We start from the raw sequence: 20,342 nt of genomic DNA on the forward strand, positions 1-20,342 counted from the left end.
TCTCATCGACATCTCAGCTGACAGCTGTCCAACCCCACGGGCGTGGACCGTTCTGCCCTTGCAGGCAGGAGAGACGGTAATGAGCTTCCGCCCGGTGTCGAGCCGGATCAGCTGCCGCGTGTTGGAGCGCGAAGCAGGTGACCCGGAGCTCACGGATACTCCGCAGCACCGGGTAGCCGTCCCAGGTCATCACGTCGGCGCCGTACGCCTCGCAGAAGGCGGTGTACTCGCTGTCCGAAACGGTGCCGAAGGTGCCGTAGCCGACCGCGGTAGCGGTGAGGTCCCACTCGGGAGGCCCGAGGGAGGTTCGTTCGAAGTCGAGCAGGTAGGTGGTGGTCGGTGTGACGGCCACGTTGCCGCCCCATGCATCGCCGTGAATGACGCTCGCAGGCAGGCCTGGCGGGAGGCTCAGCCACGCTGCTTGGAGCTCTGCCAAGCGGTCCCGCAGCCACTGCCGCTGTGTGTCGTCGAGGGTGGCGGCCCCGTCGATCCTGGCGGCCAGCCGAACGAACGGGTCGAGCCGGCCCAACGGGAAGTCAGGAATGGCGAGCTCGTGGACCCGCCGCAGGAGCGGCGCGATGTCGGCAGCGGTTCCTGGCCGGTGCTGGGGCAGCTCGTGCCAGAAGGTCACGGGGTTGTTGTCTACCTCCACTGGTTCCCGCAGGTGCTCGAGCGGGCGAACCGCAGGAACCCCGCAGTCGCGCAGCCAGCGTGCGACCGCCAGTTCGCGCCCGGCGGCAGCCGACTGCCCGGGGCGGCTGATGCGAGCCACGATCCCCAGCGGCAATCGCCACAGCGCGTTCTCCCCGATCCGGATCGGTTCGGCTCCCGCTGCGGACAGGCCCACCGTCGCGCACGCCTTGAGCAGTAGGGAGTGGGAGTCCTCGATGTTGCTCACGCTGCCACCGTAGCGGCGATCTGTTCCCGCAGGTCCCGGATGTCGCCGAGGTTGCGGTGGCGATGGGCGACCCGGCCGAGTTCAGCCAGCTCGTGGTTGGCACGCAGCGAGCGGAGGTCGCTGACCTCCGCGAGGGCACTCCGGCCCTCGGCCAACGCCTGCTCAGGGTCACCGGCAGCCATCTGGAGCGTGGCGAGCTTGGTTCGGGAGAACGCGCGGGATCTGGCGAATCCGTCGCCGTGGCCGTCGACCGCTGCCTGGAGTCGCCGGAGGGCTTCCTGCGGCGGATGGCCGGCGAGGGCGAGGTCGAACAGGGCGTGGCCGGTGTCGCCGTGGTGCTGGGCGCCGTCGTAATACGCCATCCACGGCCCTTCAGCGGCCGGGGCGATCGAGGCGAACGAGTCGTCGGACGCGCCGATCGCGGCCAGGGTCTGCTGGGCACGCCCCATCTTCGCCAGGGCCCGCGCACGAGCGTTGTGGAGCATGGACTGCTCCGCGGGGGAGAGGCGGTCGGCGCGGGCCAGGCCGAGCTCGGCGAAGGTGAGACCGGCGTCGGGGTCCCCACACCAGATGGCCTGGCGGGAGCGGAGGTTGTAGGAGATGGCGCGTAGCGGCCAGTTGTCCACTTCCTCGGCGCACGAGGTGGCGAAGGCAAAGAGCCGGCGGGCGTCTTCGTGGGCGAAGGCGTCGAAGGCCGAGGCGCCGACCACGGTCGCCAGGCGGCTGACAGCTCCGAACAGTTCAGCCCGCAACGGAGCGGGGCATCGACTCTTCAGGAGACCAGCTGCCCAGCGCAGTTGGGCGAGCGCCGTGTCACGGACGACGCCGGCGCCGCCGTAGAGGTTGTCCCAGCTGCGCAGTGTGGTCGCTGCGGTGCGGATCTGCTCGACGTCGGCAGGCCGGACCACTGTGGGTACCGCGGCGGCTGGGTTGGAGGTCAGGAGCTGGGCCAGAGGGCCGGCGGCGAGAGCTGCACTCGTCACGGCAAGGAAGCTGCGTCGTTCCACGGGGTCGGACTCATTCCACTCGGGGGCTGGCGGTGGCATTTCCAGCGTGCCCCCGAGCACCTCCCTTCGGGGAGGCTTGGCGGGCCCGTTGCGCCGTTTGTCCATTACCTCTGAGCGGTTGTCCAATTCAGCCGCGGCCAGCACGACGCTTCGCGCGAGCACTCCGCCGGTGTCCAAGACCGCGTCTAACGCCTGGGCGTGGTGGAGCTTGCAGGGCCGTTCCGCCCGCTCGATCTTGCTGATCAGGTCCCCACTCAGGTGGACCAACTGCCCGAGCCTGTCCTGGCTCAGCCCCCTGAGCTTCCGCCAGTACTGAAGTTCCGCGCCGAACCAGTGGGCCGCAGACCGGGTGGGGTCCAGAGGCTTGAGTGGTCGCGGCACTTGATCCCCCAGGGCGTCTCTTGTGGACAGCGGTCGCTGTCCGAATGCCGGTACTGGTCGAGCGGTTCCCCGGCAGGGCTGAATGTTTCCGAGCGCTAAGCGCCCATTACACACCGCTACGAGCCTGACGTGCAGGTGTTCGGCACAACTACGCGCCGAACGCCCCCGCGGGCTGCCGCCGTAGCCGGACCGACGGAAGAGGAGATCGCCATGCAGCGAGTCAGCACGACCGTGGAGCACAGCAGCATCACCATCGAGACCGGGCGTCCGCTCCCCACCGACCTTGTCCTGCTGGAACGCAAGGGACTCGGCCACCCCGACACCCTCGCCGACCACCTGGCCGAGGAGCTCTCCCGCGCGTACAGCCGCTACACGCTCGACCGCTTCGGCGCCGTGCTCCACCACAACTTCGACAAGCTCGCCCTGCTCGGCGGCTCCTGCGAGGTCCGCTACGGCGCCGGCCGGATGACGGCTCCGGTGAAGGTCCTGGTCAACGGCCGGGCCGCGTACGCCTGCGGCGGCGAGGACATCCCGGTGCGGGAGTTGGTCGAGCAGGCCGTCCTGGCCTTCTTCCACGACCGGCTGCCCGAGCTCGCCGGCCACCTCGACCTGGTCTTCAACATCACCAGCAACCCCAGCCCCGGCGCGGTGGTCACCGACGAGAGCGGCACCGACCGGTCGCGCTGGTTCGCGCCCCGCTCGGTGGACGACCTGCGCGAGCGCCACACCCTGATCGCCAACGACACCTCGCTCGGCACCGGCTGGGCCCCGATGGCCCCGTTCGAGCAGTTCTCCCACGCGCTCGTCAACCACCTGTCCGGAGTCAGCGAGTTCAGCCGGGCGAACCCCTGGTGCGGATCCGACGTGAAGCTGATGGGGCACTTCGACGGCGCCAAGGCCGAGGCCATCCTGTGCGTCCCGCAGAAGTCCGAGCACGTGCCCGACCGGGCCTCGTACCTCGCCAACAAGGAGGAGGTCCTGGCCGAGTGCGCCCGGTTCGCCGAGCAGCACCTCCCCGGTGTCGAGATCACCTTCCTCCTCAACGCCCGTGACGTCCCCGAGAAGGACGAGCTCTACCTGACCTACACCGGCAGCTCCATCGAGTCGGGCGACGAGGGCGTCGTCGGCCGCGGCAACCGGGTCAACGGTCTCATCACGCCGCTCCGCCCGATGAACCTGGAAGGGGCCAGCGGCAAGAACCCCGTCTACCACGTCGGGAAGCTCTACAACCTCGCAGCCACTCGCCTCGCCCAGCGCCTGTACGACGAGACCGGCAGCTACGCCGAGGTGCACCTGGTCAGCGCGACCGGCCAGCGACTCGACCAGCCCTGGAAGGTCCTGGTCCGGCTCGCGGCCGAGGACCCGGAGATCGAGAAGGTACAGGCCCAGGTCGCCCTGGCCCTCGGGGGCTTCCCGGAGCTCACCGCAGAGCTGGTCCACCGCGGCGTCCGGCTCAGCTGATGCCCACCGAATCGCCCACGCTCCTGCCCCCGCGCAGCGCTTGGCGGCGGCTCCGGGAGCACTACGGTCCGGGGGTGCACGGGTGGCTGGCCCGCGCCCCTGAGGTCTTCAACGAAGCCGCACGCCGCTGGCAGTTGACCCCCGACAGCTACCACGACGCCGGCCACGCCTCCCTGTTGATGGTGGCGCGTGAGCGAACCACCGGGCGCGAGGTCCTGTTGAAGGCATGGCCCGACCACAGCCGCTACCGCAACGAGGTGATCGCACTGGGGATCTGGGCGACCGGGCCGGCCGTCAGGGTGCTCGAGCACGCTGACGACCTCGGCGTCGCAGCCCTGGAGATGGTGGCCGCCGTACCCGGCGGATCCGCCGGGCCGAAGACGCACGAGTACGAGGCGGTGGCCACCGCTCTGCGGCAACTGCATCGCCTCGGCCGGGGCGCGAACACTGCCGCCGCAGCACTTCCCAGCCTCCACGACTTCCTCGAATGCGAGTTGGTCCCACGAGTGCACCGACGTCTGGCGGAACAACGCCCCCACTTGGAGGTCGACTGGGCGAGGCTCGGCGAGCACTTGGTCACCGGACTGCACCCGGACGCGGCACGGGCGTCGGTCCTCCACGCGGACGTCTACCGCGAGAACGTCCTCTTCGACGACCGCCGGAACCCGGTCCTGGCGGACCCCCTGCCGATGGTCGGCGACGAGGTCTTCGACTGGGCGTTCTGGACCGTCTACTACAACCTGGGCACGGACACACGGGACCGCTTCGAGATCGCCGTCACCACCGCCGGCCTCGATCCTCGGCGGCTACGCCACTGGAGCCTCGCACTTTGCGTGGACGGGCTCCTCTACTACCGCGAGATGGGGGACCACCGCGTCTCCGTGATGGAGCGGGTGATCGCGGGGCTGGCCGGCGACCTCGATCTCACTGCGGTGCCGGAGAAGGACGGCCAGACGTGACCACCTACCTCCTCCGCCATTCCAGTACCCAGTACAGCGCGGCTCGCCGGGTCAACGGCGACCCGACTGTCGATCTTCCGCTGGATCCGGCAGGACGCGTCGCCTGCCGGACCGGTAGCGGCGTGATCACTGCCGTTCAACCGAAGATCTGGCTCACCTCGGCGTTCGCCCGGACGGGTGAGACGGCACGCCTGCTGATGGGCGATGCCGATCAGCCCGTCAGGGTCGAGCCCGCCCTGAACGAAGTCGACTACGGGCAGTTCGAAGGCGGCCTCTTCACTGAGTACGCGCGCTGGCTCGTCTCCGCCGGACCATGGGAGAACCCGCCCGGGGCCGCCGAGTCCCAACGCGAAGCCGTCTGCAGAATGCTTGCCGGCCTCCGGAGCGCACTCCAGTTGCCGTCGCCTCGGGCTGTCGTCGCGCATGGCCTGCTGGCCTCCGTGCTGCGGTGGCACAGACCGACCTCGCGCGACGCCCCCGGGCGGGCCATGCCGATCTTCTTCGACGAGGTGCCCTGCCTGTACCTGGTCAGGATCGAGGACGGCGAACTCGAAGACCTGATCACGGCCCTGCTCGAAATCCTGAATGCGGAGGAACAGGAGACCGCCACTGCGGGCGGATGGTCATCGCGGCCAGAAGACCAGCGCACGCTTGCTACCTTCGATGGACCACCTGTCCAGCTGGAGGAGACGAACTCCCATGCATGATCCCCGCGCCCTCATCGAGATGGGCTCCGAGGCGGTCCGCCGCCTCGCCCGCCGCGGCTACACCCTGGATCTCTCTGCGTTGGAGTCTCTTCAGTCCAGCCGATCCCAGCTCATCACTCGTGTGGACGAGCTGCGGGCCGAGTCGAAGCGGGTAGCCCAGGGGGTCCAGCAGGCGGCTCGCCAGGGCGGCGACACCGAGACGTTGAAGGACCGAGCCCGCGAGCTCAAGGAAGAGATCCGGTCGGCCGAGACGGAGCAGGAGCAAGTGCAGCAGGAGTTGCGCGACTTCCTGCTGACCATTCCCAACCTGCCGCTCGACAGCACCCCCGAGGGCGACTCGGACGAGCACGCCGTCGAGATCCGTCGCGTCGGCGCGCCGCCGTCCTTCTCCTTCGAACCGAAGGACCATGTGGACCTCGGCGAGGCCCTCGGCATCCTCGACTTCGCCCGTGCCAGCAAGCTCTCCGGTTCCCGGTTCAGCGTCTCGCGCGGTGCCGGCGCCGCCATCGAGCGTGCCCTGGCGACGCTCTTCCTGGACCTGCACACCAAGCGGCACGGCTACGTCGAGCACGCCGTCCCGTACCTCGTCACCCGGCAGACCATGACCGGCACCGGCCAGCTCCCGAAGTTCGAGGAGGACCTCTTCGCCACCGGCATGGGGGACCGCGAGCTCTTCCTGATCCCGACCGCCGAGGTCCCGCTCACCAACCTCTACGCCGACGAGATCATCCCGCCCGCCGAACTCCCCCTGGCCCTCACCGCGCACACTCCGTGCTTCCGCTCGGAGGCCGGCTCCTACGGCCGGGACACCCGCGGCATCCTGCGCCAGCACCAGTTCTCCAAGGTCGAGATGGTCCGCATCTGCGACCCCGAGGACTCCCAGGCTCAGCTGGAGAAGATGCTCAGCCACGCCGAAGCCTGCCTCAAGGAGCTGGGACTGGCCTACCGGGTCGTCCAGCTCGCCGCCGGCGACCTCGGCTTCTCCGCCCAGATCACCTACGACATCGAGGTCTGGCTGCCCAGCCAGCAGACCTACCGCGAAATCTCCTCCGTCTCGGACTGCGGCTCCTTCCAGGCCCGCCGCGCGGGCATCCGCACCCGTGACGAGCACGGCAAGACCAAGCCCGTCGCCACCCTCAACGGCTCCGGACTGCCCATCGGCCGCACCCTGGCCGCCCTTCTCGAACAGTGCCAGCAGCAGGACGGCTCCATCGTCCTGCCTGAGGCCCTGGTGCCCTACCTCGGATTCCGCCGGATCTCGGCGGACGGAACAACGGAGGCATAAGTGTTAGTCGGCATCTGCGACTTCCCCAGCAGCTACACCTTCCCGCCCGTCGGCTACGGCGGGATCGAACGCTGGCTCTGGGCAGTGGCGGAAGGCGCCCGAGCCGCAGGCGCCGACGTACACCTCCTCGGCCCCGGCTGGAGGACCGACCTCGGAGCGGACTGGACCACCCGTCCGATCCGCCTCGAAGACCTCCAGCCGGGTACCCGGCAAACTCGTGACCTGCGTTCCACCGGCTACGACCTGCTCGTGGTCGGACACGAGTACCCATCGCTCCCCGGGTGGCGTCGGGTCTGGGCCGATCTCGACTGCGACGTCGCGACCTTCCAGCACTCGCCGGTCTTCCGGCACGCCGCCGACGCCTTCGACGCGAAGCGCTCCCGGCTGTACTGCTACTCGCCCGAGATGGCAGGGCTGTACGCCGCCCACACGCCGGTGCTGGAGCACGCGGTCCACCTCGGGCTCGGTGAAGCCGAACCTCCCGCCCGGCCCGGCCGCGACCTCGTCTGGCTCGGCCGGATCGACGAGGAGAAGGCGCCGCACCTCGCGGTACGCGCGGCCCAACTGCTCGGCCGGCGGATACGCATCGTCGGACCGGTCTTCGACAACGACTACGTGCGACGTCACCAGGCACTCTTCGCGGCTGATCACGTCAGCTGGGTCGGCGAAGTCGGAGGGGCGGCCAAAACGGCCGCCTTCTCCGACGCCTCGGTCTACGTCTACACCTGCTCGCGAAGCTACGTGGAGGCCGGCGCCGCCGTGTTCGGGGAGTCCCTGCGTGCCGGCACGCCCGTCGCCGCGCTCTGCTGGCGAAACGGCACCTGCGCGGAGGCGGCTCTGTGCGAGAGCACCGGAGCCATCGCCAGGGTCGATCCTGAGCACGACGACGAGGACGCGGCCCTGGCGCTTGCCACTGCGATCGAGCGGTGCCTGGAACTGGACGCGCCGACCGTGCAGGACATCGGGCTGAGCCGGTTCGACCCCGAGCGACACTTCCGAGCTCTGGCGACCAGGCCGTGCTGACCGCGGACCCACCGTCGAGGCCGCTCGATCTCCTGAGCGACCGCCTCGGGCTCGGCACGCAGTGGGAGATCGAGCACGACGCCAACGGCCGCTTCGAGATCCGCCACCGCGACTGGGGGACGCCGTACCGGCCGGCCAGTCGACTGCTCCAGTGGGCCGGTCTGCTGAATCAGTTGGAGAGCGGCTTCCGTGCGGCAGGCGTCGCCCGCGCGAGACCGCTGCCCATGCGGTGGGGCCGGGACACCGAGTTGACGATCTCCGCTGTCCAGGCAGTCGACCCCCTCCTCAAGGACGGCAAGCCATACGTCTTCCGCCGGGGCTACTTGCCCCAGCCGGTCGTCCGACTGACCGGCGAGCGGGACCACGTCGGCGCCCTGAGGGAGGGGTTCCTCACCTCGTTCGTCAACGTCTCGCGCATCGAACCCGTCACTCGGACAGCCGAGTTCACCGGGATCTTCGACCACTGGCTCACACTGCTGTCCGGCATCGGCCTCCACGCCAGACACCTCACCATCCATGGCCGCAACGCCGTCTGGCAACGCCGCGAAGTCTGCGGCCTCACGGTGCACTTCCGGCACCTGGACCTTCCCATCGGTGACATCGTCCTGCTCTGGAACGCTGCGGATCCCAGCTGCATGGCGGTGGACCTGGGCTCCGGCCTTGAGCGCCTGGTCTGGGCCCGCACCCGCCGCCCATGGTGGGAGCTGGCCTTCGGCCGCTTCGCGACGTCCGGTGTGGCTACCGACGTGCTCGACGCCGTTCGAACCGCGACGCTGCTGGTCGGTAACGGCATCACCCCTGCGGCCCGAGGGGCCGGCGGTGTACTCCGCCGAATCCTTTCTGCCGTCCCCGCCGACGCCGCACCGCTCGGAGTCAGCGCCCTGGTCCGGGCAAGCCACGGATTCTGGAGCCTCACCTCACCGATGGCCCTGCCGTGGCCCGAGGTCGCCTTCGTCATCGAGCGCGAGATCCACCGCCGCGACGTCACCTCCGCCACGTCCCCGTACATCGGTCGAGCTGGAGCGACAGAACGTGAAGCCCCGACGTAACCGGAACCCGCCCGCCGAGTTCCGACTCCGCTTCGCCTGGACGACCGGATTCTGCTTCAAGTGCGAGGAAGTCACCCTAGTCGCCGAGTTGGGCACACTCACCGTCGAAGGCGAGACCGTCACACTCGCGGCGTGTCACCTCTGCGCCTGGCGGCTGGAGCGGCAGCACCACCACGCCCGCCAGGCCCACCTCCGCGCCCAACTCGCCGGTGCGTGGGCCGACGCCACGAGACGGGCAGCAGCCTGCATGTGAGGAGGGGCACGCGGCCGAGGCCCGCCAGCGCACCGCGCCAGGGCTGCCCTTACCCGGCATAGGCTCATCACGGGCTGGGAGGTTCGGCGCCCAACCTGACGGGTCGCCGCTTACCCGAGAAGGAGCTGCTGACTGTGGCAGGCAGAGAACAGGATTCCGACCGCGGCTCAAAGAGTCAGTCGGAATACGTCGGCCGCTTTCGGGCGGGGCGGCTGGTGGACAACCGACCGCAGGCATTGGACGCATGGCGCGTGACGATGGCTTCCCCGGACGTTGCCGCAGGTGTCGCGAGCCTGCTTGGCGGCGAGCCCGTGGAGTGGGAGACGACAGCCGAGGATTCCTTGGAGGTGCTGACCGACTACGACACAGTGCGGATCATCGTTGAAGGACCATCCGCGGTCCAGGCCCGCATGCTGCTCTTCGGCTACAAGGGCAAGGTACTCCACGACTGCGACGGCGCCCGGCTGCTGGCACCGGAGGCGGATACCGGCAAGCCGTGCGGGTGTCCAGAAAGCATCGAGGAACGGAGGCTGGCGGCGAAGTCCGGTCGCGGCCCCGTGCCCAGCATCGGCATCGACTTCAAGCTCGCCGAGAAGCCGGCCCTCGGGCTCTTCCGCTTCGTGAGCAGCTCCTGGGAGCTGGCCAAGACGGTTGCCGACTTTCAGCGTGCCCTGACCGAGACCGACGGCCCCACGATGTGCGACCTCGCACTTGAGCTGGTGGAACTCACCACCGCGTCCGGTGTAGCCGTTCGCTACCGGAAACCGGTGGTCCGCGTACTGGGTGATCCGGCGACGCCTCCTCCTCGCGCCGTAGTGAGACCCACCAGACTGTCGTCGCCTTCGCCACCCGAGTCGGTGGGCCCGGCCGCCCGGTCATCCAGATCGCTCCCGCGGCCTGGCCGCCCGGAGCCTGCGGAAGCGCGTCGAAGCCTGCGCCCCAACGCGAGGGAACCCGAATCCGTGAGTGGCGCCGAACCCACGTGCACCCTTGACGCACCCGAGGCCGTTGCGCAGCCACGCACCGCCGCCGGCGTGCTGTTCTTCGACGAGGCTGACCGAGTGCTCCTGGTGAAGCCCACGTACAAGCCGGGCTGGGAGATCCCGGGCGGCTACCTCCACCCCGGCGAGACCCCGACCGAGGGCGCGGCCCGAGAGGTCAAGGAGGAGCTCGGCATCACCCCGCCGATCGGCCGATTGCTCGTCGCCGACTGGGCACCCCACCCCACCGAGGGTGACAAGCTCCTCTTCATCTTCGACGGCGGCGTCCTCCCCACCGACGAACTCGACCGCATCTCCGTCGACCAGGTGGAGATCGGCGAGTACGCCTTCCACGCCACCGACCAGCTCGACGAACTCCTCATCCCGCGCCTCGCCCGCCGCGTCCACGCCGCCTGCGACGCCAGGGCGCAGTCCGCAACCGTCTACCTGGAGCATGGCGCGGCCCGTCCATAGGGGCCGCGCCATAACCGTTTGCTACAAGGGGTAGTGCTTCACTCCTTGGCCTTGGGAGCCCATTCCTGGGCGAAGGTCTCCATCTGCTTGAGGACGAGGTCGACAGCCTCGCGCTCCTCCTCCGGCGGGTAGTCGAACTTCGCGAGGACCCGGCGGATACGACTGCGGAGCTTGGCACGGACCGGTTCGCGGGAGAGCCAGTCGACGGACAGGTTCTTGCGGATGTCGGCGACCAGGGCACGGGCGATCTCCGCCAGCGTCTCGTCGCCGCCTGCCATGAGCTCGGCCATGTCGCGATGGGCGACGGCGTCGTAAAAGGCGAGCTCAGCGTGATTGAGGGGCGGGTCGAAGCGCTCACCGCGGCGGGCCTCGGCGGACACCTCCTGGGCCATGGCAGCGAGTTCGGCGATCACCTGGGCACTGGTGAGCTGCTGGAGCATGTAGCGCTTCATCAGGTCGTTCAGGCGCTCGGAGAAGCTCTCATGGCGAACGATGTTGTGCTTGGTCACCTCGCGCATCTTCTGCTGGATCATGCGGCGCAGGGCCTCGGCAACCAGGTGCGGGGTCTCGGAGTTCTCCAGCTTCCGCAGCTGTGCCTCGTTCAGGCGGGTGATGTCGAGCCTGCCGATGCCGGCCTCGGCGTACAGGTCGGTGATGTCGTCGGCGTCGACGACGGAGGCGGCGAGCTGTTCGAGGTACAGCCGGACCTCCGCGGTCAGCGGCTGGCCGGTAGCCTCGCGGTCGGCGGCGTCGAGCTTGACCATCCAGGCCCGCACCTCGGTGAAGAACGCGATGTCGCGGCGCCAGTCCTCGAGGTCCGCGCAGCGCTCGGTGATATCGCGGCTCATCGAGCACAGCCGGTAGAAGCGCTCCAGTCGGGCGGCGCTCTCCTTGAAGCGGGTGGAGAGCGGCTTGACGCCAGGGTCGACCTTGTTGCCGGAAGTAAGCGGGTCGCGCAAGTAGTTGGAGACTAGCCGCAGAGCGCGCGTGCGCGGCTTGGGGTGGGCAGTGTCGGCGAGCAGCTCCTTCCAGTGGGTTCCCGCCAGCAGGCCCTTGATGGTGGCGAGTTCGTTCTTCACCTCGGTGATGGCGCGCTCGATGTCGGCGCCGAGGGTCTTGTCCTGCTGGTCGCTGGGCGAGTACTCGGTCAGCGCCTTGGTGAGGTTGTCGGTGAGCGGTGCATACCCGACGAGAAGGCCGTCCTGCTTGCCGCGGAAGCGGCGGTTGACGCGAGCCAGGGCCTGCATCAGGTTGGCTCCGCGCATGGGCCGGTCCATGTAGATGGTGTGGATGGGCGGCGCGTCGTAGCCGGTGAGCAGCATCGAATGGACGATGAGCAGTTCGAGTTCGTCGTCGGGGTTCTTCGCACGAGCCTGGACGACCTTCTGCTGGGACTTGCGCAGGGCGTGCTTGCGCAGGTGCTCGGGGTCGGTTCGGTCGCCGTGGAAGACGATCTTCATGACGCCCTTGTCGACATCGTCGCTCGCCCACTGCGGGCGGAGTTCCGCCAGCGCGTCGTACAGCCGAACGCAGATCTCCCGGGTGGCGCACACGATCATCGCCTTGCCCGGCCCGCCGATCTGTGGCTTCATCAGCTCGCAGCGCTGATCCCAGTGGGAGACCAAGTCGTCGGCGAGGGTAGCTATGCGGTCGGGTGCGCCATAGACAGTGTTCATGGTTGCCGCGTACTGCACGGCGCGGCGGCGCTCGGCATCGTCCATACCCTCGGTAAGGGCGTTGGCCTGCTCGTCGATGGCGTCCGGGTCGATGCCCGGCGGGAGCGACACGTCGATGACCCGCGGTTCGTGGTAGACGCGGACGGTCGCGTCGTCGTCCACGGCCCGCTTGAGGTCGTAGATGTCGATGTACTCGCCGAAGACGGCCCGGGTGTCGGCCTCGGCCTTCGAGATCGGGGTGCCGGTGAAGGCGATCAGCGTGGCGTACGGGAGCGCGTCGCGCAGGTGGCGAGCGTATCCGTCGAGGCTGTCGTAGTGCGAGCGGTGCGCCTCGTCGACGATGACCAGGATGTTGCGGCGCTCGGACAGCAGCGGGTGGGCTGCGCCGGTGGCCTTCTCCTCCTGGGTCAGGCCGAATTTCTGCAGGGTGGTGAAGACGATTCCACCGGTGCGGCGGTTGAGCAGTTCGGTGCGCAGCTCTTCTCGGGTGGTGACCTGGAGGGGGGCCTGCCCCAGGAGCATCTGGCTGTCCTGGAACGTGTCGTAGAGCTGGTCGTCGAGGTCGTTGCGGTCGGTGATCACGACGATGGTCGGGTTGTTCAGGGCGGGGTGACGGGAGACCAGAGCGGAGGTCTCCACCATCTCCTCGGACTTGCCGGCGCCCTGGGTGTGCCAGACCACCCCGGCCTGCCCGTGGCTGCGGGACGCCTTGACGACGGCGTCCACGGCCTTGGTGACCGCGAAGTACTGGTGCGGCTTGGCGATCCGCTTTCCGGTGGACGTGAAGTTGACGAAGTTGGCGGTGAGGGAGAGGAAACGGGTCTGGGCAAACAGCCCGTGGAGCGCGAGGCTCAGCGCCTCGATGCCGTCGTAGTCGGGTGCATTGGTGTCGACGCGGTCGCCTTCCTCGTCCACGTTCCATGGTGCGAAGTGCTCGTACGGGGTGAAGACCGTGCCGTACTTGGCGGTAATCCCGTCCGAGACGAGACAGAAGACGTTGTAGCGGAACGCGATCGGGAACTCTGCGACATACGTCTGCAGCTGCGCGTGTGCGTCCTTGAGCGTCGCGTGCTCGGCCGCGGCGCTCTTCAGCTCGATCACTGCGAGCGGGAGGCCGTTGACGAAGAGGACAACGTCGAAGCGGCGGTGGTGGTCGCCGTCCATGAGGGTGACCTGGTTGACGGCGTGGTACGTGTTCGCATCCGGGGAGTTGAAGTCGACCACGCGTACGGTGGGCGCCTGCTCGGCCCCGAAGGCGTCGGTGTACGTGAGGCGGATACCGGAGGTGAGGTGGGTGTGCGCCTGCTTGTTCTCCGGGTACGCCTCACGGGACGCGGGATCGGTCGCGATGCGGAGCGCCTCGCGGACAGCGGTGTGCGGAAGGTCCGGGTTCAGGCGCTCGATCGCCGCCTTGAGCTCATCGTGCAGGATCAGGTCGTCCCAGTCCTTGCGGTGCACGGAACCGGGGGCAATGTCCTTGCCTGACAAGGACTGCCAGGCGAGCTCGGCGAGCTCGTCCATAGCCAGGATTTCCCAGGTGGATTCCGTCATCTTCTCGTCGTGCTTGGCGCTATCGGTGGTCATACGGCGTCCTCCACAATCTGCTCCGCGTCGTGGACGCGCAACATGCCAGACATGAGCTGAGGGAGCAGGGTGTCGCGCAAGACGGCGAGAGTTCGGGACTCTACCGCCGCCTGGTGCGCTCGATGGCGAAGATTCATTGCCGACCTTTCGAATTCCTCGCGCACGTCCTTCGGTGGCAGCAAGACTGGAGCACTTGCGAAACGATCTGCCCGCACTGCCGGGTAGGCGCTCCCCTCGGCGACGCTCTCCAGATAGGACTGGAATTCGGCAGTTCTTGTCACTTCGTACAGCAGGGCTGGCCCGACCGATTTAGGACCCAATACCGCAAGCCCCGTAGAGAAGACAAGCTCAGGATCGCCATCGAGCACGAGAGCGTGAGAGCGACGACTAGGGCGCACAGTCGACCAAATCGTGTCACCCACAGACGCCTTTCGACGCGCCCGCCCAGGCGCCTCATCCCAACTAATTAGGTCCGGCCATTCATAGGATCCGACCCCTACACTGGAAATATCGACGTATCGGAGGACCCCTTCATGCAGCTGCTTAGTTGAGTTCGCATTGATGGTTGCGATCTCGCCGAGAAGAACCTCCTCCGAGCCTCCGCCTGCAGACAGAGTCTTCTCGTACATTGAGCCGACAAGGGAATCTACGGTGGCGGCGATGTGCTCATTAACGGCGATCTTGTCGTCCAGCGCCCCGAGCACGGCGACGATAGAGTCCTGCTCCTTTCGTTCGGGAATGCAGACATGAAAAGCTTTCGCTTCGGGGTAATAGACAGTTTGGTGAGTAGTGCCATGCGCGAAACGCCGCACTGATTCCTGCTCAGACATCAGAATATAGTGCAGATACCTTGAAGAAAGCCCCGGACCGCACACCCAATTCACGAAGTCTTGACTCGTTGCCATGGGGACGCCCATAGTGACGACATATCCGACCGAAGCAGTGCGGGACAAACATACTGTTCCTGCCGGAAGCACTCGAGCGGAAGAGTTGGCGACCCCCTCACCCGTAATGCTCTGGAGAGTTGAACAGATAACTCGACCGTGGTTCCCGGTTGCGTCTTTAATGCCCACCCAAGGAATGTCACCATTCCAATATTCTGGCTTGCTGCGGCTAGGGGTATGTCCACTTTCGAGCCGGGCAAGTTCGGAGAGGCTGGTCCAGCAAAAGCCTGGTTCCGTGGGAGTCCCAGGATTCCCAACGCTTAGCGCCCAGCGGCCGGGAATGACTCCGGTAGTAGCCTCCCGACCGCCAGTGGTGGTCTGATTCCTAGCCATCGATCCTCCCCAGCTGCTCGCGCACCACCGCGTCGAGCCGCGCCGACTCATCGAGGTGCGCGAAGAGCTCCTTCGTCAGGCGTGCAATGCGCGCCTCGACCGGTTCGGCGTCCGGGTCCTCCTCTGCTTCCGCCGCTCCGACATACCGCCCCGGCGTGAGCACGTGGTCATGCTTGGCGATCTCCTGCAGCGTGGCGCTGCAGCAGAAGCCAGGGGCGTCCTCGTACGCAAGGCCCTTCTTGTTCGCCGACTCGGTGCCTCGCCATGCGTGGTAGGTGTCGGAGATCTTCTCCAGGTCCTCAGCGGTGAGGATCCGTTCGGTCCGGTCGATCATGGTGCCCATCGCCCGGGCATCAATGAACAGCACCTCGCCGCGTCGGTCGGCCAGGGCCTTTGCGCCCTGCGGGGTCTTGTCCTTGGTCAGGAACCACAGGCATGCCGGGATGGCCGTCGTACGGAACAGGTTGCCTGGAAGGGCAATCATGCAGGCGACCAGGTCAGCCTCGACGAGCGCGGCGCGAATCTCGCCCTCGCCGGACTGCTTGGACGACATGGAGCCGTTCGACAGGACAACGCCGGCGCTGCCGCGGTCCCCAAGCTTCGACGCGATGTGCTGAAGCCAGGCGTAGTTGGCGTTGGACTGCGGGGGGACGCCGTACGTCCAACGCGGGTCATCCGTCCTACGTGCCCAGTCGGACATGTTAAACGGAGGGTTGGCCATGATGAAGTCGGCCTTGAGGTCGGGCAGTTTGTCGTCGGCGAACGTGTCGGCCCAACGGTCACCGACGCCCTTGGGGTCGATGCCATGGATAGCGAGGTTCATCTTGGCCAGGCGCCACGTGCGCTCATTGGCCTCCTGGCCGTACACGGCGATGTCGTGGCTGTGGTCGCGTCCTCGGTGCCGCAGCACGAACTTCTCCGCCTGGACGAACATGCCGCCCGAGCCGCAGGCCGGGTCGTAGACCCGCCCCTCGTACGGCTCCAGCACCTCGACGAGCAGCCGCACCACGCTCGCGGGGGTGTAGAACTCGCCGGCGCGCTTGCCCTCAGCCCTGGCGAACTTCTCCAAAAAATACTCGTAGACCTCGCCGAGCACGTCCTGTGCCGGGCGATCGCCGTGCCCGGTGAAGCGGGCATCGCTGATGAGGTCAACGAGCTCCTTCAGGCGCTTCCGGTCGACGTTGTCGCGGTTGAAGATCTTCGGGAGGACGCCGGTGAGGGCCTTGTTGGCCTTCATGACCTCGTCCATGGCGTCGTCGAGGAGCTTACCGACGCCGCCCTCCGCGCTGGTCGCGTTCTCAGCGATGTGGTCCCAGCGGGCAGTGGGCGGCACCCAGAAGACGTTCTTCTCGGTGTATTCGTCCTTCTCCTCCAGGAATGCAGCCCGCCGGTGCTCGGGGATCTCCGCCAGCTCCGGGTCGGCAGCAAGTTCCGCTCGCCGCTCAGCGAAAGCATCCGAGACGTACTTCAGGAACACCAGGCCCAGGACGAACTCCTTGTACTGGGCGGCGTCCATGGAGCCGCGGAGCTTATCCGCGGCCTTCCACAGGATGTCCTGGATCTCCTTGGTGCTGGAGACACCAGGCAGTTCGCCCTGGGCTGTGGTGGCTCGCTTGCGCGGGGGCATCGTTCCTTCTTCCTGGTCTGTGGTTCGATTGGTCAGTCTGGCAGGGAGCGCGGGGGTAAGGGCCGCGTATCACCAAAGGTGAGGGTGCCGTCGGCCAGGCCCGCGACAGTCAGTCGCCGCGCCTCGGCGAGCGCATCAGCCTGTGTCCGCAGCATCCGCTCTCGGCGCTCGATCTCAGCTAGTAACGCATCGAAGCGATCCACGTCGTCGCGGTCGAGATCGGGGAGCTCGTAGTCCTCGATGCGGTGGGCAGGGCGTACGGCGCTGGGGCTACGGCCGGCACCTCGGGCTACTCCAAGTAGGGCTGCCAGCACGCGCGGTTTCAGCTGGCGTTCAGCGTCCGGATTGACGCGCAGCACCCGCGCCGGGAAGGCGGCAACGCTGAACCCGTCATGGTCGATGAGCAGGCCGAGTTCGGGCGACAGTGTGTAGACGAGATCACCTGGTTCGGTGAGCGCGACGTGCTCGTACGCCGTCGCCAGAACCAGCCGGTCGATGCGCCGGGCCCCGACAGCACTTCGTCCGATGACCTCCTCGGGGCCGAGCACGGTGTGGTGGCCGCCTTGGCCGCCTCCGCTCAGGTGCCGCTGGTCAAGGCGGTGGCCCTTGATCTTGGTGACCCGGTCCTCGGCGATCAACGCGCCGAGGGTAGTGCGGCGGGGACGCGGTCCGGTGCGGCGAACGACGCCGCCCCGGTAGGGGCCGTACTCGTCGTCGTACGATCGGCCTGTCTTGGCAGCGCGCTCCAGGCGGCCCTCGGCCTCGGCGATGAGGGCGGGACGCTCCCTGACGGCAAGGGCCAGGATCTGAGAGGCAGGCGGACCCGGCGGGGTGAGTGGGCCACCGAAGGCATGGTCCAGCTCGGCGACGCGCACCGCGCGACCGTAGCGAGGGTCGTGGCCGTCGAGGGCACGGAAGCCTTCGGCACGCCACAGAAGGATGTCCTCGGCCAGCCGCATGCGTACCGCCTCGGTGAGGGGCTCGGCACTGATATCAGCGAGCAACACGTTGCCCTCCGCCGTCGAGACCTGGCCGCGGGTGAGCACCCACAGCGCCGCTCGGTAGCCAGGCCGGTAGGGCAGCACGCCGCCGGGCAGGGCGACCACAGCCTCCACGACCTTGCTTCGCAGCAGGGCAGAGCGCAGCTGCGACTCCGCTGTGCCGGGCAGAGCGTCGACGAGTGCGTCAGCCGGGCCGAGAACAAGGGCAGTACAACCGGGACCGAGCAGGTCGGCGACGCGCTCGATGCCCTCCAGAGCGGCGAGCACCGAACGGTCTTCGCCGGGCTGGAAGGGAAGCTGGGTGACGATCAGGTCAGGGTCCGCGAAGCTCTCCGCGAGAGCCTGACCGACCTGGACGTCGAGAGAGAACTCGTCGATGCCGGCCAGCAGCAGGCGGCGCCGGGCGATACGGGCCAGCCGCTCGTCCGGGTCGGCCGCCATGGCCGTGATGGCGTCGGGCGTATCGGCCTCGCGGATTTGGGCAACGAGTAGGTCACCCGCGCGGGCATGCGGATCGGCAAGCGTGACCGAGCCTTGTCGGTCGAGGCGGCCTCGCAGGTCGGTGAGATCGACGAGGAGACTCTGGAGTTCGGCGGTCAAGGCATCGGCGGTCAGCGCGGGCAGGCGGAGACGGGAGCGTGAGGCAAGCAGCCACTCGTGCGCTCCTCGCTCTCCGTAGGCGGCCTCCACGATGGCTTCGGCGAGGTGGGCGAGCGGGACTACGTCGGCGTCGGCCGTCCGCAGCTCGCGAAGAACGAACTCATCCTCCGGGTCCATACGCTCGGCCCGGCGTAGGAGGGCAGTGCGGGCTTCCTCGGGCGTGCTCACCGTCGCTTCGTCGGCGACCGGCCGCTCGTCCAGGTGGCGCAGACACAGCAGAGCGCCGAGGGTCTCGATGGTGCGCAGGGGGTCGGTTCGGTCGGCCTGGGCGGCGATGCCGTGGAGGACGGCCTCCGCTCGCAGCTGACCCGGCCTGGTGTTGCCCAGTCCGGTGGCGATGAGCCACTCGACCACCTGCTGACCATCGAACAGGGGGTGGCCGGCGTTTGGGGCAGCAGGATCGGGGAAGTCGGCGTATCTCCGGCGCCAGGTGGAGACCACGGGCCGCTTGACCTGTGCCAGTTCCGCGATCTCGGCCATGGAGACCAGCAGCACACCGCCATTCACCCTCGCGGTGCCAGGCGTTAACGACTCGGCGGACATGGCGCTGATCTCCTCTCTCAGCTGGTCACGAAGCGGCCTCGAGTAGAGCCGTTCGCTGATGCGGCAACTCTAGGACGCCACCGCCGATGGTCGTCGTTGGTTAACTGATAACCCCGGTTATCAATCAAATGGTGGCTTGAGGCGGGCTGGCACCGTCACTCTCGGATCGCACCACTCGTCGTTCGGACCAGCACCGCGGACCGCCGCCGTGCCCCCACCGCCTGTCGCACCGAGAGGAAGCCGCCCCATGAGCCTGACCATGCCGACCGCCACCGTTGAGGGCACCCAGCTGACCGTGACCCCCTTCCGCCCGGACGCGGTGATCGGAACGATGGCACTGCCGACCCTCCTGCAGCTCGTGCCCTCCCCGAAGGCCGAGGAGGACACGCGGGCCCTGAAGTACGCCTCCGGTACCCTTCGCCGGCACGCCGAGGTGCGCGCACTGGTCCAGCGGATGCTGAAGGCGTCCCAGAAGGGCCGGAACGTCGTCTCGTACGCCTCCTACATCGCTTCCGGGGTCAACGGTGACCACGGCTGCGCGTGGTCGACCCCGCCCATCACCCTGTGGCTGGACGGACACCCCGGAACCGTGAGCGAGGAGCTCGTGCCCGGCAGTGGCATCCGTACCGTCACCGTCCTCCCGGGATCCCCCGTCGTTGCCATCGACGGCGAGACCCAGGTCACCGCATGGCACGAGCTGTACGACAACCCGGAGCGCTTCGGAACCACCTACCAGAAGCTGAGCGCTGTCCGGGTGCCGTTCGAGATGTACTTCGGCCTGAGCGTCGAGGACGCCCGGCAGATCTTCTACGACCGCAACGTCGAGGGCGTCCCCGTCGCCAAGAACCTGGCCATGTCCATGGACCAGCGCGACATCGGCACCCAGCTCGCCCACCGCATCGCGGGCACCGTCAAGATCGAGCACAACGAGAAGATCGTGCCTTTCGCCAAGCTCGTGCAGGCCCGCAAGCGGCAGCTGACGAAGACCGACCCCGAGGTGGTGACCCTCTCCGCCCTCCGGGCGCTGGTGATCACCACCCTGCACGGGCGGCGCGGGCTCGGGCTGTCGTCCGCAACCGTGCACGAGGACACCCTGCCCGAGGGCGTCACCACTGATCACATCGAGCAGCAGCTCGTCCCGCTGCTCTCGCGGCTCATCGCCCGCCTCTACCCGCACTTCGCCGCCCGCAGCGCCATTTCCGCCCCGGCCGTCCTGGCCGGCCTCGGCGTCGCCGCTCACCAGGCCACCAGCTGGGCCTCCTCCGGTCAGCGGCTCACCGAGGACCAGCTGACCAGCCTGCTGGATTCCGTGCGCTGGGAACGCGACGCCCGTTTCTGGGACGGCATCGCCGCCAGCGCGAATGCCTCCGGCGTCCTGAACTTCGGAGGCGGTGCCAAGGACGCCGGCGGCCGGGTCGCCGACGCCCTGCTGCACCCGGACACCGAGTACGGCCTCAAGGTCCGTGGATGGTAATAGAGTTACCACTCCGGACAGTT

15 protein-coding genes and 1 pseudogene are annotated in these 20,342 nt (G+C 68.0%); 10 read left to right on the top strand and 6 right to left on the bottom strand.

All coding sequences use genetic code 11. From position 1 onward, the window contains the following. Positions 1-13: 13 nt before the first annotated feature. Together ADK60_RS23075 and ADK60_RS48490 are read right to left on the bottom strand one after the other, a co-directional pair. Positions 14-898, bottom strand: a complete 885-nt coding sequence (locus ADK60_RS23075) for a phosphotransferase enzyme family protein (protein ID WP_053648607.1) — start codon at positions 896-898, stop codon at positions 14-16. Further along, positions 895-2,601, bottom strand: coding sequence for a helix-turn-helix domain-containing protein (locus ADK60_RS48490; RefSeq protein WP_502687447.1), 1,707 nt, complete (start codon positions 2,599-2,601; stop codon positions 895-897). The genes ADK60_RS23075 and ADK60_RS48490 overlap by 4 nt, the downstream gene beginning before the upstream one ends. Between ADK60_RS48490 and ADK60_RS23085 the strand changes: the two genes are divergently transcribed. From ADK60_RS23085 to ADK60_RS48500, 9 genes and pseudogenes are all read left to right on the top strand, one after another. After that, positions 2,497-3,747, top strand: coding sequence for a methionine adenosyltransferase (locus tag ADK60_RS23085; RefSeq protein WP_053648609.1), 1,251 nt, complete (start codon positions 2,497-2,499; stop codon positions 3,745-3,747). The two genes, ADK60_RS48490 and ADK60_RS23085, sit on opposite strands and share 105 nt — an antisense overlap. Before the next feature lie 74 nt (positions 3,748-3,821). Then, entirely contained in the window at positions 3,822-4,706 is an 885-nt protein-coding gene (locus ADK60_RS23090; protein WP_053648611.1) for an aminoglycoside phosphotransferase family protein, read from the top strand. Further along, the gene (locus ADK60_RS23095; protein ID WP_053648613.1) at positions 4,703-5,413 is read left to right on the top strand and encodes a histidine phosphatase family protein; all 711 of its coding nucleotides are present in this window, start codon (positions 4,703-4,705) and stop codon (positions 5,411-5,413) included. The genes ADK60_RS23090 and ADK60_RS23095 overlap by 4 nt, the downstream gene beginning before the upstream one ends. Beyond that, positions 5,406-6,698 (top strand): serine--tRNA ligase, encoded by a 1,293-nt coding sequence (serS, locus tag ADK60_RS23100; RefSeq protein ID WP_053648615.1) that lies wholly within the window; start codon positions 5,406-5,408, stop codon positions 6,696-6,698. The genes ADK60_RS23095 and serS overlap by 8 nt, the downstream gene beginning before the upstream one ends. Further along, on the top strand, positions 6,699-7,721 hold the full coding sequence (locus tag ADK60_RS23105) for a glycosyltransferase (protein WP_053648617.1): 1,023 nt from the start codon (positions 6,699-6,701) through the stop codon (positions 7,719-7,721). Then, a complete protein-coding gene (locus ADK60_RS23110) occupies positions 7,715-8,770 on the top strand; it encodes a hypothetical protein (RefSeq protein ID WP_063783235.1) in 1,056 nt (351 codons plus the stop codon). The genes ADK60_RS23105 and ADK60_RS23110 overlap by 7 nt, the downstream gene beginning before the upstream one ends. After that, complete coding sequence (locus tag ADK60_RS23115) at positions 8,754-9,023, top strand: hypothetical protein (protein ID WP_053648619.1); 270 nt, start codon at positions 8,754-8,756, stop codon at positions 9,021-9,023. The genes ADK60_RS23110 and ADK60_RS23115 overlap by 17 nt, the downstream gene beginning before the upstream one ends. A gap of 134 nt (positions 9,024-9,157) precedes the next feature. Next, positions 9,158-9,748 (top strand): annotated as a pseudogene (locus tag ADK60_RS48495) (recombination directionality factor); the annotation flags it as partial. A gap of 237 nt (positions 9,749-9,985) precedes the next feature. Next, positions 9,986-10,477, top strand: coding sequence for an NUDIX domain-containing protein (locus tag ADK60_RS48500; RefSeq protein ID WP_053648691.1), 492 nt, complete (start codon positions 9,986-9,988; stop codon positions 10,475-10,477). A gap of 38 nt (positions 10,478-10,515) precedes the next feature. Here ADK60_RS48500 and ADK60_RS23125 read toward each other — a convergent pair whose 3' ends face one another. Genes ADK60_RS23125 through ADK60_RS23135 form a run of 4 tightly spaced genes read right to left on the bottom strand, consistent with a single transcriptional unit; the run spans position 10,516 to position 18,845 of the window. After that, the gene (locus ADK60_RS23125; protein WP_053648621.1) at positions 10,516-13,737 is read right to left on the bottom strand and encodes a type I restriction endonuclease subunit R; all 3,222 of its coding nucleotides are present in this window, start codon (positions 13,735-13,737) and stop codon (positions 10,516-10,518) included. Continuing rightward, complete coding sequence (locus ADK60_RS42290) at positions 13,734-15,065, bottom strand: restriction endonuclease subunit S (RefSeq protein ID WP_079008635.1); 1,332 nt, start codon at positions 15,063-15,065, stop codon at positions 13,734-13,736. The genes ADK60_RS23125 and ADK60_RS42290 overlap by 4 nt, the downstream gene beginning before the upstream one ends. Then, a complete protein-coding gene (locus tag ADK60_RS23130; RefSeq protein WP_053648622.1) occupies positions 15,007-16,641 on the bottom strand; it encodes a class I SAM-dependent DNA methyltransferase in 1,635 nt (544 codons plus the stop codon). The genes ADK60_RS42290 and ADK60_RS23130 overlap by 59 nt, the downstream gene beginning before the upstream one ends. 32 nt (positions 16,642-16,673) lie before the next feature. Next, complete coding sequence (locus ADK60_RS23135; protein WP_053648624.1) at positions 16,674-18,845, bottom strand: N-6 DNA methylase; 2,172 nt, start codon at positions 18,843-18,845, stop codon at positions 16,674-16,676. A gap of 247 nt (positions 18,846-19,092) precedes the next feature. Here ADK60_RS23135 and ADK60_RS23140 point away from each other — a divergent pair, with 247 nt between their 5' ends. Next, positions 19,093-20,319, top strand: a complete 1,227-nt coding sequence (locus ADK60_RS23140; RefSeq protein ID WP_079008636.1) for a DNA sulfur modification protein DndB — start codon at positions 19,093-19,095, stop codon at positions 20,317-20,319. Positions 20,320-20,342 lie beyond the last annotated feature (23 nt).

The sequence above is a fragment of the Streptomyces sp. XY431 genome (assembly GCF_001279805.1).
Lineage (GTDB): Bacteria > Actinomycetota > Actinomycetes > Streptomycetales > Streptomycetaceae > Kitasatospora > Kitasatospora purpeofusca.